The 13,030-nt window shown below is 72.9% G+C and carries 15 protein-coding genes; 13 read left to right on the top strand and 2 right to left on the bottom strand.

Going from position 1 to position 13,030, the window contains the following annotated elements:
• Positions 1–158: 158 nt before the first annotated feature.
• The 8 genes from OG899_RS25795 (at position 159) to OG899_RS25760 (ending at position 9,364) form a co-directional block, all read left to right on the top strand.
• Positions 159–1,268: a substrate-binding domain-containing protein gene (locus OG899_RS25795; RefSeq protein WP_125499812.1), complete on the top strand. Its 1,110-nt coding sequence runs from the start codon at positions 159–161 to the stop codon at positions 1,266–1,268.
• Between the two features lie 131 nt (positions 1,269–1,399).
• The gene (locus OG899_RS25790) at positions 1,400–2,752 is read left to right on the top strand and encodes an ABC transporter substrate-binding protein (protein ID WP_125499811.1); all 1,353 of its coding nucleotides are present in this window, start codon (positions 1,400–1,402) and stop codon (positions 2,750–2,752) included.
• 31 nt (positions 2,753–2,783) lie between these two features.
• Positions 2,784–3,767 carry a carbohydrate ABC transporter permease gene (locus OG899_RS25785; protein ID WP_168132405.1) on the top strand — a complete coding sequence of 328 codons (984 nt, stop codon included), beginning with the start codon at positions 2,784–2,786 and terminating at the stop codon, positions 3,765–3,767.
• Positions 3,764–4,627, top strand: coding sequence for a carbohydrate ABC transporter permease (locus tag OG899_RS25780; RefSeq protein ID WP_125499809.1), 864 nt, complete (start codon positions 3,764–3,766; stop codon positions 4,625–4,627). Before OG899_RS25785 ends, OG899_RS25780 begins: the two co-directional genes overlap by 4 nt.
• A gap of 23 nt (positions 4,628–4,650) precedes the next feature.
• On the top strand, positions 4,651–5,631 hold the full coding sequence (locus tag OG899_RS25775) for a hydroxyacid dehydrogenase (RefSeq protein ID WP_125499808.1): 981 nt from the start codon (positions 4,651–4,653) through the stop codon (positions 5,629–5,631).
• Positions 5,632–5,642: 11 nt separating this feature from the next.
• Positions 5,643–7,538: a DUF2264 domain-containing protein gene (locus OG899_RS25770; RefSeq protein ID WP_168132406.1), complete on the top strand. Its 1,896-nt coding sequence runs from the start codon at positions 5,643–5,645 to the stop codon at positions 7,536–7,538.
• 225 nt (positions 7,539–7,763) lie between these two features.
• Positions 7,764–8,306 carry a hypothetical protein gene (locus tag OG899_RS25765; RefSeq protein ID WP_125500814.1) on the top strand — a complete coding sequence of 181 codons (543 nt, stop codon included), beginning with the start codon at positions 7,764–7,766 and terminating at the stop codon, positions 8,304–8,306.
• A 113-nt stretch (positions 8,307–8,419) separates the two neighbouring features.
• Positions 8,420–9,364, top strand: coding sequence for an NAD-dependent protein deacetylase (locus tag OG899_RS25760; protein ID WP_125500807.1), 945 nt, complete (start codon positions 8,420–8,422; stop codon positions 9,362–9,364).
• Between the two features lie 51 nt (positions 9,365–9,415).
• Here the strand turns inward: OG899_RS25760 and rpsN are convergent, their stop codons facing one another.
• Complete coding sequence (gene rpsN / locus OG899_RS25755) at positions 9,416–9,721, bottom strand: 30S ribosomal protein S14 (protein WP_125500808.1); 306 nt, start codon at positions 9,719–9,721, stop codon at positions 9,416–9,418.
• Positions 9,721–9,957 (bottom strand): 50S ribosomal protein L28, encoded by a 237-nt coding sequence (gene rpmB / locus OG899_RS25750; protein ID WP_125500809.1) that lies wholly within the window; start codon positions 9,955–9,957, stop codon positions 9,721–9,723. The genes rpsN and rpmB overlap by 1 nt, the downstream gene beginning before the upstream one ends.
• Positions 9,958–10,030: 73 nt before the next feature.
• Between rpmB and rpmG the strand changes: the two genes are divergently transcribed.
• The 5 genes from rpmG (at position 10,031) to OG899_RS25725 (ending at position 13,006) form a co-directional block, all read left to right on the top strand.
• Positions 10,031–10,195, top strand: a complete 165-nt coding sequence (rpmG, locus tag OG899_RS25745) for a 50S ribosomal protein L33 (RefSeq protein WP_125500810.1) — start codon at positions 10,031–10,033, stop codon at positions 10,193–10,195.
• A gap of 5 nt (positions 10,196–10,200) precedes the next feature.
• Positions 10,201–10,458 carry a type B 50S ribosomal protein L31 gene (locus tag OG899_RS25740; RefSeq protein ID WP_125500811.1) on the top strand — a complete coding sequence of 86 codons (258 nt, stop codon included), beginning with the start codon at positions 10,201–10,203 and terminating at the stop codon, positions 10,456–10,458.
• Positions 10,455–11,609 carry a GTP-binding protein gene (locus OG899_RS25735; protein ID WP_125500812.1) on the top strand — a complete coding sequence of 385 codons (1,155 nt, stop codon included), beginning with the start codon at positions 10,455–10,457 and terminating at the stop codon, positions 11,607–11,609. Before OG899_RS25740 ends, OG899_RS25735 begins: the two co-directional genes overlap by 4 nt.
• 148 nt (positions 11,610–11,757) lie before the next feature.
• A complete protein-coding gene (gene rpsR, locus OG899_RS25730) occupies positions 11,758–12,000 on the top strand; it encodes a 30S ribosomal protein S18 (protein WP_125500813.1) in 243 nt (80 codons plus the stop codon).
• A gap of 193 nt (positions 12,001–12,193) precedes the next feature.
• Positions 12,194–13,006, top strand: a complete 813-nt coding sequence (locus OG899_RS25725) for an alpha/beta fold hydrolase (protein ID WP_168132407.1) — start codon at positions 12,194–12,196, stop codon at positions 13,004–13,006.
• Positions 13,007–13,030 lie beyond the last annotated feature (24 nt).

Raw genomic sequence — 13,030 nt, 5'->3', positions numbered from 1 at the left:
CGCGGAGCGGATCCGGGTGCACCACCTCGCCGCCGCCCGCCCGAGGTCCGAGCCCCGGCGCACACTCCGGCGCCGGGTGGCGGCTGGATATGCTGCCCCGGCGAAGCGCACAGCGCATTCGATCAAACGAACAGCGGGTTGTGAGGGGAACCAGCAGCATGCGCGAACCGGTCGGGCTCAGGCGGCAGCGGATACTCGCGGCCGTGCAGTCCCGGGGTGCCATCCGGGTCAGCGATCTCGCCGCGGAGCTGGAGGTGTCGGTGGTCACCGTGCGCCGCGACGTGGAGCACCTGGCCCGCGAGGGCAAGCTGCGCCGCGGGCACGGCGTGGCCCGGTCGGTGCTGCCGGAGGCCGGACAGGGCACCGAGCCGCAGCCCGCGGCCGACGGCGGAGGACCGGTCGCCGTGGTCGTGCCCGAGCGTCACGCGTATCTGTACGAGGCGCTGCACGGTGCGCGCAGTGTCCTGGAGGAGGCCGGGGTGCGCATCGCGCTGCACATCGCACCGGCCGCCGCAGGGGCCGAACGTCCGCTGGTGGAGCGGGCGTTGGCGGACGGTGCGCGCGGGGTTCTGATTGCTCCGCGGTGGCGGGCGCTCGCCACGGAGGAAGCGGACTACGCCTGGCTGTCGGACCTGGACGTGCCCGCCGTGCTCATGGAACGCCGGCCGCGGCGCGGCAGCGCGCTGCACGCCCTGGACAGTGTGTGCACGGACCACTGGTACGGCGTGCATCTCGCCGTGGAGCATCTGACGCGGCTGGGCCATCGCCGTATCGTGCTCGCCGCCCGTGACGACAGTCCGACCGCGCGCACGGTCCGTGCCGCGTTCGCCGAGATCGCCGAGACCCATCCGGACGTCGACGCGTGGGCGGTGACGCTCAGTTCGCCCGCCGCGACGCCCGATCCGGCGGACGAGGGCACGGCGGAGCCGGTGGCGCTGCACACCCTGATGGCCGGGACGGGGGCCACGGCGGCCGTGCTGCACGGTGACGTCGACGCCCTGATGCTGGTGCAGTCGCTGCGGGACAACGGGGTGCGGGTCCCGGAGGACTGTTCCGTGATCGCGTACGACGATGTGGTCGCGGCGCTGGGCAGCACGCCGCTGACCGCGGTGTCCCCGCCGAAGGCGGAGGTCGGGCGGACGGCTGCGGAACTGCTGCTGCGCCGGCTGGACGCGGGCACGTCCCGGGCGGGCGGCGCGCCGGTGCAGCGGGTGGAGCTGCTGCCGACGCTGCAGGTGCGCGGTTCGACGGCACCTCGTCAGGGCTGACCGGGGTCGAACACTCCCCACGAGGTGAGCGTTTGACCGCTTTCGGTTTCTCCTGATCGATCTATTGACCTGACCGGGGCAGCCGATCAGTATTCCCGTGACTCGACACGCAGGAGCCGCGGGAGGCGCCCATGCCCGGTCGACACAGTCGTCGATCCGTGCTCGCCGCCATCAGCGCGCTGCCGCTGACGGGCGCCCTGAGCGCCTGTTCCGGCAGCGGCAGCGCGTCCACCGGAGCGGGGAGTGGCGAAACATCCGGCACCAAGGGCAGAACCACCGTCACCTTCTGGTCCGCGCTGCGCGGCAGCCAGGAGGTGGTGGATGCCTTCAACAGGACACACGATCACATCCGGGTCGACTTCGAGCAGATACCCGCCGGCGGTCAGGGCGGGTATCTGAAGCTGAGCAACGCGGCGCGGGCGGGCAACGCGCCCGACATCGCCACCATCGAGTATCCCCAGCTGCCCGGCTTCGTGATCGACGGCGTCGTCCGGGACATCACCGGTGCGGTGAGCGACGAGCTGCGGGCCGAGCTGCTGCCCCAGTCGCTGGACCAGACGACCTTCGACGGGCGCGTCTACAGCGTGCCGCTCGACGTCGAGCCGATGGTGCTGCACTACCGCAAGGACCTGTTCGACCGGTTCGGCCTGGACGTGCCCACCACCTGGGACGAGTTCGCCGAGGTGGCCCGCGCGGTGCGCCGCACGGGCGGGGACCGCAGGATCACCGTCTTCCCCACCGACGGCATGACGCTGATGGCCGCCCTGTGCTGGCAGGCCGGGGCGCAGTGGTTCGACATCTCCCGGGGTGCCTGGAACGTGTCCATGGCGGACGCACCCACCCGGAAGGTGGCCGCGTACTGGCAGCGGCTCATCGACGAGGACCTCGTCCACTGCAATGCCACCGGCTCGCGCCTGTACGACGCGCAGGTGGGCAACGGCCTGATCCTGACACGGCTGAGCGGCGCCTGGGATGCGGGCGCGCAGATGAACGCGCACCCGGAGCAGAAGGGACAGTGGCGCATCGCCCCGCTGCCCCAGTGGGACCCCTCCCGGCCGGCGCTCGGCATGCACGGCGGCTCGACCTTCGCGGTCACCGAGGACAGCAGGCATCCGGAGGCCGCCATGGAGTTCATCGCCTGGCAGGTGTCGCATCCGGACGCGCTCAAGGCCCGGCTGTCCAGCGGCACGAGCAGCATGTATCCGGCGGCGACCGGGCTGGTGCCGGTGGGCCGTGCCGCGTTCGACCGCACGTACTACGGGGGCCAGGACATCTACGGGCTGTTCGAGCAGGAGGCCCGCACGATCGGCAAGGGCTGGGTGTGGGGGCCGCGCATGACCGCCACCGGCTCCATCATGCAGGACGCGTTCGCCCGGGCCGGTGCCGGTTCCGGCACCCTGCTGTCCTCGATGCGGGCCGCGCAGGCCGGCACGATGCCCGATCTGAAGGCACTGGGCCTGGCCACCACCCAGCACTCGACGTGAACCCCCCGCACGCCGACAGGCAGGTGACACCATGACCGCGACCACCCACGCCGCGTCGCCGCGCACCGCACCGCCCCGTGCGGCGGGTACCGTCGGGCGCGCGGCACAGCGCTCGGCCCGGCGCCACCGCAACGCCGCCGCCGGTGTGCTGATGACGCCGTTCTTCCTCCTTCTCGTCCTCGTCTTCCTGGTGCCCCTGGGCACGGCGGTGTGGCTGAGCCTGTTCAGTGCCGACGAGCCCGGCCTCGGGTTCGGCCCGGAGCGCACCGTGTTCGTCGGACTGCGGTCGTACGCCGCGGTGCTGACCGACCCGACGTTCCTGTCCGGGATCGGTACGGTCGCACTGTACTGCGTGCTCTACATTCCGCTGATGGTGCTCGGGTCCCTGGCGCTCGCCCTGCTGCTCGACTCCGGTGTGGTGCGGCTGCGTTCATGGGCGCAGCTGGGGTTGTTCCTGCCGCACGCGGTGCCCGGCATCATCGCCGCCCTGATCTGGCTGTACCTGTACACCCCGGGGATCAGCCCGGTCGTCGCGGCGCTCGCCGAGGCCGACATCACGGTGGACTTCCTCGGCCTGCACACCACGCTGCCGTCGATCGTGAACATCGCCCTGTGGAGCAACCTCGGCTACAACATGGTCGTCTTCTGCGCGGCCCTGCAGGCGATCCCCCGGGAGGTGCTGGAGGCGTCCGTGGTCGACGGCGCGGGGCCGGTGCGCACCGCGGTGCGGGTCAAGGCGCCGCTGGTGCGGTCCTCGATCGTGATGGTGTCGATGTTCACGCTGATCTGGGCCCTGCAGCTGTTCACCGAACCGATGCTGCTGCATCAGGCCTCACCAATGGTCAGCAGCCGGTTCTCGCCGAGCATGTACATCTACGACGCGGCCTTCAGCCGCACCAACTACTCCCTGGCGGCTGCCGCGTCGGTGATCCTGCTCGTGGTCACCATCGCCGTCTCCTACGCGGTCACCCGCTTCACCAACCGGGTCGACGCGGCGAAGGAGAACGCCCGATGAGCCTCGCACACCCCGCCCCGCTGCGCCCGCGCCTGCTGGGCCGGGCCACCGTCAACGTCGTCGTCGCGCTCAGTGTGCTGTACACGCTGCTGCCGGTGCTGTGGCTGGTGCTCGCGGCGGCGAAGTCCCGTGACGCCGTGTTCACCAGCGACCTCCTGTCGTTCCGCGACTTCTCCTTGCTGAGCAACGTCAGGGATCTGCTGACGACGGACGGCGGGCTGTACGGGCGCTGGTACGGCAACAGCCTGCTGTACGCCGTGCTGGGCGCGGCGCTCGGCGCGATGATCAGCGTCGCCTGCGGATACGCCTTCGACAAGTACCGTTTCCGGCACAAGGAGAAGCTGTTCGGCCTGGTGCTGGCGGCCGTGATGGTGCCGCAGACGGTGCTCGCGCTGCCGCTGTACCTCATCGCGTCCGAGACGGGTGTGGTGAACACCTTCTGGTCGGTGTTCGTCCCGGTGCTGTTCAACCCGTTCGGTGTGTACCTGGGCCGGATCTTCGCGCAGGGGTATGTGCCCGACGAGGTGCTGGAGGCGGCACGGGTGGACGGAGCCGGCGAGTTGACCACGTATCTGAGAGTGTCGCTGCGGATGCTGGGGCCGGGGCTGGTCACCGTCTTCCTCTTCCAGCTGACAGCGATCTGGAACAACTTCTTCCTGCCGATGGTGATGTTGTCGAATCAGCACCTGTATCCGTTGAGTCTGGGGCTCTACCAGTGGAACAGCCAGGCGACCGTCTCCCCCGAGTACTACCCGGTGGTGATCACCGGCTCGCTGCTCGCGGTGCTGCCCCTCATCCTCGCGTTCGTCCTGCTCCAGCGGTTCTGGCGGTCCGGTCTGACGGCGGGGGCGGTCAAGTGAGGACACCGCGTACGGCTCTCGCCATGTCCCCGCAGGCGGCCGCCGCCGTCTTCCCGCCGCAGGCGCTGACCGCGCTCGGGAAGGTGTGCGACCTGGCCCCGCTGCCGGCCCTCGACGATCTGACCACCGCGCGTGCCCGCGAGATCCTCGCCGAGGTCGAGGTGCTCGTCACCGGCTGGGGGTGCCCGCCGCTGGACGCCGGCGTCCTCGCGTCCGCTCCGCACCTGAAGGCGGTCGTGCATGCGGCCGGTTCGGTGCGCGGGCATGTCACCGACGCCTGCTGGGAGCGCGGCATCGAGGTGTCGTCGGCGGCCGCGGCCAACGCCCTGCCGGTCGCCGAGTACACCCTCGGCATGATCCTGCTGTACGGCAAGCAGGTGCTGGAGCGGGCCCGTGCCTTCCGGAACACCCGTCGGCGCGACGACTGGCTGAGCCTTCCGCGGACCGTGGGCAACTACCGCAGCACGGTGGGCATTGTGTCCGCCTCCCTGGTCGGCCGGCGGGTGATCGAGCTGCTGCGCCCCTTCGACCTCGAGGTGCTGCTGTACGACCCGTACGTCAGCGAGGCCGACGCCGCCGAACTGGGCGCGCGCTGGGTGGATCTGCCGACGCTCTTCGCCCGCAGCGACCTGGTGAGCATCCACACGCCGCTGCTGCCCGCCACCCGCGGTCTGGTCGGCCGCGCTCTGCTGGACGCGATGCGGCCGGGCGCCACGCTCATCAACACCTCGCGCGGCGCGGTCGTCGACCAGGAGGCGCTGACCGACGTGGTGCGCGCGGGCCGTATCCGTGCGGTGCTCGACGTGACGGACCCGGAGGTGCTGCCTCCCGGTCATCCGCTGTGGGACTGCCCGAACGTGCTGATCACCCCGCATCTCGCCGGTTCCCAGGGCAACGAGTGGGAGCGGCTCGCCGAGACGGCCGTCGCCGAGGTGGCCCGATGGGCCGCGGGCGACGGCTTCGCCCATCCCGTACGACGCGAAAGGCTGGCATTCCTGGCATGAGCGTTGCTGGCATGAACGTTCCCGGTCCGGGCATCCCCTTCGCTCTGCCCGCCGAGGACCGTACGCGCAGCCCGTACACCGGTTATGTGCGGGCGCACTGGGAGGCGGTCGCGGACGGGCTGCTCGGTGCCGCCTGGCGCTGGGCGACTCCCGGCGGTGCCCTGCTCGATCTGCCGGGCCGTCCGTCCCGGTCCGGTGTCCGCTCCGACGGCCTGGAGGGCTACGCCCGGACGTTCCTGGCGGCCGGTTTCCGGGTGGCGGGCGCCGGCGGCAAGGACCCGCACGGCTGGCTGGAGCGGTACGCGTCCGGGCTGGCTGCGGGAACCCGCACCCCGGGCCGGGACGACACGGAGTCCTGGCCGCTGATCCTCGACCACGATGTGCAGGGCCAGCCGATGGTGGAGTCCGCGTCGGTGGCGCTCGGCCTGCTGCTGACCAGGCCCTGGCTGTGGGACCGGCTCGACGAGGAGGTGCAGGACCGGGCCGAGGCCTGGCTGCGCGGCGCCCTGACGCACACGCCGGCCCCGAACAACTGGTACCTCTTCCCCTTCACGGTCGCCGCGTTCCTCACCTCGGTGGGCCGCGGCGACGAGGCGACCGAGCGGGCCGGGCAGCGGGCGCTGGAGCTGATGGAGACGTGGTACCGGGGCGACGGCTGGTACGCGGACGGCGACGGACGGGCGTTCGACCACTACAACGGATGGGCACTGCACCTGTATCCCGTGCTGATCGCCCACCTGTGCGGCGACGAGGCGCTCCTGGACCGCTTCGGGCCGCGGCTGCGCACCCACCTGGAGAGCTTCTCGCTCCTGTTCAGCGCCGACGGGGCACCGATCCACTTCGGCCGCTCGCTGACCTACCGGTTCGCGGCCTCCGCGGCGGTCGGCCTGGGCGCCGTCACCGGGAACACCCCGCTGACCCCGGGCACCTCGCGCCGCCTGATCAGCGGCAGCCTGCGCTACTTCCTGGACCGGGGCGCCGTCACCGGCGACGGGCTGCTCGGCCTGGGCTGGCACGGCCCGCACGCGGCCACGCTCCAGCCCTACTCGGGTCCGGCGTCCCCGTACTGGGCGTCGAAGGCGTTCGTGGCGCTGCTCGCGCCCGAGGACGATCCGCTGTGGACGGCGATCGAGGAACGGGCGCCCAGCGAGGGCCCCGACCGGGTGAAGGCCCTGCCCGCGCCCGGGCTGCTGGTGCAGTCCACCGGGGCCGACGGGATCGTGCGCCTGCACAACCACGGCAGCGATCATGTGCGGCCGCACGAGGGCGAGACGGCGGCCGGGGACGACCCGCTGTACGGGCGGCAGGCGTACTCCACGCACACCGGGCCCACCTCGCGGGCGAACGTGGCCGACAACCATCTGTCGGTGGAGGTCTCCGGCGTGCCGAGCGTGCGGCGGCGCATCCACCCGCTGGGCGCCGGCGACGGCGAGGGATGGGGCTGGGCGGCGTCCTGGCACCGTCCGGTGTTCGTCTCCGGGCCGCCGATGGTGCCGGGCCTGCGGGTGGAGAGCGTGACCGTGGCCCGTGGGCGGCACGAGCTGCGCGTCCACCGTGTCGTCGGGGCGCCGCACGGGGCGCGGGTCACCCTCACCGGCTGGGCCACGGAGACGCTGCGGTCCGAGCTGGCCGGCCTGCACGGCTGGGGCGGGGCCGAGCGGGTGCGCGCGCCCGAGGGCACGGCGTACGAACCGTGGGTGCGGGTGCCCCGGCTGTCCGCCGGAGTCGAGGGCACGGCGGTGTTCGTGGCGCTGGCCGCGCTGGGCGGGGACGCCGATGGCGCGCCGACCGCCGAGGCCGTCGCGGGCGTGACCGTGGACGGCCCGGTGGTGCGCGTGCACTGGACGCGGGGCCCGGTGACCGTCGTGACCTTCGACCCGGTGCGTGTGACGCAGGAGAGGCCCTGAGGCGTGGTGGGCGGGGCGGGCGGGCCCGTCCCCTCTCCCCCGGCCCCTTCCCCCGGCCGGGTGCGGGGCGGGTCCTGTCCGCGGGCCGTACCGGTGGTCCCGGGTCGGCGACGCTTCACACCACCGTCCGTTCTTCTCCCGATTCGCCGGACCGCCGGCGGTCGGCCGGTCTACGGTACGGAGCACATGGTGCTGCCCACCGCGGTCGCACGAGGGAGGAACCCGTTGTCGTCGCCCTGTGATCCCGAATACGCCCCCGCCGGTGATGTGGGCGCGGCCCTGCTGTTGATCGACTCCCGGCTCACGGCCGTGCGCGACGGCAGAACGCAGGCCGATCCCGTGCAGCAGAAGCTGGTCGGCCAGTTCGCCGCGTCCTTGGGGCCCGAGGGGGTCGACGGCGTGCTGGACGGCGTCTGCACCCTCATCTTCATGTTCATGCAGTGGCTGCGGATGGCCTACGAGGACCACGACGAGGACGTCATCGCGGGTGTGGTGCCCAGCCTCGTGGCGACGATGCGCAGGATGCCCAAGAGCGTGCGGCCCGAGGTGATCCCCACCATGGCGGGCCTGGTCGTGGCCGCGGGGACGGGTCTGAGCCCCAGCCTGTGGCGCCGGCAGTACGGGGACTGGTCCGACGAGGAGCTGACCGCGCTGGAGGCCACCGCCTTCCTGCTCGCGGAGCACATCAACCGCATCACCGACGACCACGCCTTCGCCACCCGCATGATCGCCGATGCGCTGTCCCGGTCGGAGGAGGGTCTCGGATGACGCGGGCGGGCGCATCACGAAAGGCGCGGCCGGTGCCCCCGGCACACACCGCGGCCGGCCCGGACGACGACGCGGGCGGCCACCGGTCGCGGCCCGTTCCGTACCCTGGCGGCATGCGTATGCGGCCCACCCTGAGCTGGATCCCCGACGAGGACCTGCCCAGCGCCACCACGGATCTGCGACCGGTCGTCGAGGCACTGCGCGCCGGCGGCGTGCTGGTGCTCAGCGGGGCCGGCATCTCCACCGAGTCCGGCATCCCCGACTACCGGGGCGAGGGCGGGACCCTGAGCCGGCACACCCCGATGACCTACCAGGAGTTCGTCGCGGACCCGCAGGCCCGGCGCCGCTACTGGGCGCGCAGCCACCTCGGGTGGCGCAGCTTCGGCCGTGCCCGCCCCAACGCCGGGCACCGGGCCGTGGCCGCGTTCGAGCGGCACGGCCTGCTCTCGGGCCTGATCACGCAGAACGTCGACGGCCTGCACCAGGCCGCCGGCAGCCGGAGCGTGGTGGAGCTGCACGGCAGCCTGGCGCGGGTGGTGTGCCTGTCCTGCGGCGCGGTCGTATCCCGCAGGGAGCTGGCCCGGCGGCTGGAGCAGGCCAACGCGGGCTTCAACCCGGTGGCCGCCGGCATCAACCCGGACGGCGACGCGGACCTCACCGACGAGCAGGTCGGCGACTTCCGGGTGGTGTCCTGCGCCCGGTGCGGGGGCGTCCTCAAACCGGACGTGGTGTTCTTCGGCGAGGCCGTTCCGCAGCACCGGGTCGAACGCTGCCGCGCGCTGGTCCGCGAGGCGACCTCGCTGCTGGTCCTGGGTTCCTCGCTGACCGTGATGTCCGGCCTGCGGTTCGTCCGGCAGGCCGCCCAGGAGGGCAAGCAGGTGCTGATCGTCAACCGGGACGTGACCCGCGGCGATCGCTACGCCGCCGCGCGGATCGCACTGCCCCTGGGCACGGCCCTGACCACCGTGGCCGGGCTGCTCGGCATCCCCGGGGACGAGGCCCCGCCCCACCGGGCGGCCGGGGTGCCGGCCCAGGCCGGCGGGACACCGGCGGAGTGACCCGCCCCGGCCCGCGCCCCGCACCCCGGCACGCCGCGCGCGGGCGGCGGGTCACCAGCTGCTCTTGGTGACCCCGGGGAGTTCGCCCGCGTGTGCCATCTCCCGCACCCGGATGCGGGAGAGGCCGAAGGCCCGCAGATGGCCCCGTGGCCGCCCGTCCACGGCGTCGCGGTTGCGCACCCGGGTGGCGCTGGCGTCCCGGGGCTGCCTGCGCAGTTCCCGTTGTGCGGCGGCCTTGTCCTGCGGGGAGGCGTGGGGCGAGGCGATGACCGCCTTCAGTTCGGCCCGGCGCGCGGCGTAGCGGGCCACGACACGGCGTCGCTGCTCGTTCTTCGCGATCTTGCTCTTCTTCGCCATCAGATCTTCTCCCCCCGGGCGCGGATACGGGCCACCGCGGCCTCGATGCCGATGGCGTCCACGGTCTTGATGCCCTTGGCCGACAGGGTCAGCCGCACGTAGCGGCCTTCGCTCGGCAGCCAGTAGCGCCGACGCTGGATGTTGGGGTCGAAGCGCCGCTTGCCGCGTCGGTGGGAGTGCGAGACGCGGTGCCCGAAGCCGGGGCTGCGGCCGGTGAGTTGGCAGTGGGCGGACATGTTCCTCCTCGGATCGAGTGCCCGCACCCTAGCCCTAGATGAAAATGAAAATCAATCCTGTATGGTTCCTGGCATGGCCCGTGACCAACTCCGGCCGGTCGTCAGGCTGCGGTCCACCGCAGGCACCGGCTACACCTACGTGACCCGCAAGAACCGTCGTAACGACCCGGACCGGCTGACGCTGCGCAAGTACGACCCGGTCGTCAGGCGCCACGTCGACTTCCGTGAGGAGCGCTGAGATCCGTGAAGTCCGGTATCCATCCCGCGTACCGGCCCGTCGTCTTCCGTGACCGGGCCGCCGGTTTCGCCTTCCTGACCCGCTCGACCGCCACCAGCGACAAGACCGTCGAGTGGGAGGACGGCCACACCTACCCCGTCATCGACGTCGAGATCTCCTCGGCGAGCCACCCCTTCTACACCGGCAACCGGCGGGTCGTGGACACCGCCGGACGCGTCGAACGCTTCGAGCGGCGTTACGGCCACGGACGGAGCGGGCGGTGAGCGGCGAGGACACGCGGCTGCCGGTCGCGCTCGTCGCCGGACTGCACGCCGACGCGCGCCGGGCGGCGGTCGAGGAGATCCTGGGCACGGTCCCCGGCTCGGTGGCCCTGCACCACGATCTGACGCACGCCGCCGACCGTGCGGTGCGCCGGACCGTCCGGGACGCCGGCGGGCTGCTGGACAGCGGCTCCGCGCCCTTGGTCGACGACTGCGCGTGCTGTGCGCTGCGCGAGGACCTGGTCCCCGAACTGGTACGACTCGCCGAGGCCGGCCGGCACCGGATGGCCGTCGTCGAACTGTGGGACTCCGTCGAGCCGCAAGCCATGGCCTCGGTCGTCGCCGGGGCGGGCGCGGCGCTGCGGCTCACCGGGGTGGCCACCGCCGTCGACCCGGCCCTGGTGCTGCCGTATCTGTCCTGCGGCGACGACCTCGCGGACGTCGGGCTGGCCGCCGCACCGACCGATCAGCGGACGGTGTCCGACACCTTCGCCCGGCAGCTGGAGTACCCCACGGTGCTCGCCCTCGCCGGAGCCGGCGAGACCGCGGACAGCGATCTCGAACTGCTCGCCCAGCTCACGCCGGGCGCCGACACGGTGCGCGTGGGCAGCGGCCTGCTGGGGCCCGCGCTGCTGGCCGGGTTCGACGTGACCACGGCCGCCGCCCGGGTGCATCCGGCGTCCGCACTGCTGCCCCAGGAGTGCGACGCGCACGGCGTGCGCACCGTCGTCTGGCGGCGCGACCGACCCCTGCACCCGCAGCGCCTGTACGCGGCGCTGGAGGATCTGGCGTGCGCGGCCGCCCGCAGCCGTGGCCGCTTCTGGCTGGCGGACCGCCCGGACGCCCTGCTGTCCTGGGACGCGGCGGGCGGTGCGCTGTGCGTGGAGTCGGCCGGTCCCTGGCTGGCCGCTCTGCCCGACGCCGCCTGGGACCTGGTGCCCGCCGAACGCCGGCTCGCCGCGTCCCTGGACTGGCACCCCGAGCACGGCGACCGCTGCCAGTACCTCACCTTCACCTCACCGGGCCTGGACCGGGACGGTCTGCTGCACCTGCTCGACTCCTGCCTGCTCACCGACGAGGAGTACGCGGCGGGACGGGACGGCTGGCAGGACCTCCCCCACGCCTTCGACGACCTGCTCGACTTCGCCGCCTGACGACGACCCGTCGTCCGACGAACACCCGTCACCCGGACCCGTCGTCCGACGAACACCCGTCACCCCGACGCGTCGTCCGACGAACACCCGTCACCTGACGAGAACCCGTCCTGCGACGACGTCACCTGACAGAGAGGACCGGCTCATCATGTCCCCCTCCACCGCCGCCCGGCGCAAGGCAGCCAAGCGTCGGCGGGCCAATCCGCTGGACGCGGCCGGCATCACCTACATCGACTACAAGGACACCGACCTGCTGCGGAAGTTCATCTCCGACCGCGGGAAGATCCGCAGCCGCCGGGTGACCGGTCTGACGCGCCAACAGCAGCGCCGCATGGCACAGGCCGTCAAGAACGCCCGGGAAATGGCGCTGCTGCCCCCGCCCACCCGGTGACCGGGCCTGCCGTGCCACGGCACGGCAGGCCGACCGCCGCGGGCACGGGCGGCCGCGAAGCGTCCGCGGCCGCCCGGCCCCGCGTCCCGGACCGCCCCCTGCCCCTCCGCCCGCCGGCCGTCATCATGTCCAGGCAGCGTCGACGACTCGACCGAGCGCAGGAGACCCGACCGAGCCCAGGAGGGGACACGCCATGGCCTGGACGCAGCGCACCGTGGAACGCGACGGCACACGTCTCGTCTGCCGTGACTGGCCGGGGCGGGGACCCGATGTTCTCCTGCTCCACGGGCTGGCCGGGCACGCGGGCGAGTGGGACGGGATCGCCCGCGCCCTGAGTCCCCGGTATCACGTGGTCGCCGTCGACCAGCGCGGCCACGGGGCCAGCGAACGCCACCCCGGGGACGTGAGCCGCGCCGCCTACGTCGCCGACGTCGTCACCGTGGCCGCACGGCTCGGGCTGCACCGGCCCGTGCTCGTCGGCCAGTCCCTGGGCGGGCACACCGCCCTGCTCACCGCTGCCGCCCACCCGGGCCTGGTCCGGGCGCTGGTGTGCGTGGAGGCGGGGCCCGGCGGTGACGGTCCCGACGTCCCGTCCCGCATCGGTGGCTGGCTGGACAGCTGGCCGGTGCCCTTCCCGTCGCGCGATGCCGCGGCCCGCTTCTTCGGCGGCGGAGCCGTCGGCGCGGGCTGGGCCGCCGGGCTGGAGCAGCGGGACGACGGATGGTGGCCGCGCTTCGACCGGGACGTCATGGTGGCGTCGCTGGCCGAGAACGCCCGGCGCTCCTTCTGGCAGGAGTGGAGCGGCATCACCTGCCCCACGCTGGCCGTGTGGGCGCAGCGCGGCATCGTCGAGTCGCGGGAGGTCGACGAGATGTTCGTCCGGCAGCCCGGACTGCGGGGCGTGAGCGTTCCCGGTACCGGACACGACCTGCATCTGGAACGCCCCGACCTGTTGAGCCGGGTGATCCGTGACTTCCTCGACGAGGTCACCGGGACCTCGTCGTGATCCGGTGCGGCGGGCCTGCGGTGC

Source organism: Streptomyces thermoviolaceus, from assembly GCF_045209695.1.
Taxonomy (GTDB): domain Bacteria; phylum Actinomycetota; class Actinomycetes; order Streptomycetales; family Streptomycetaceae; genus Streptomyces; species Streptomyces thermoviolaceus.
The sequence above is the reverse complement of the archived record's forward strand: the minus strand, read 5'-3'. Positions and strand labels throughout refer to the sequence as shown.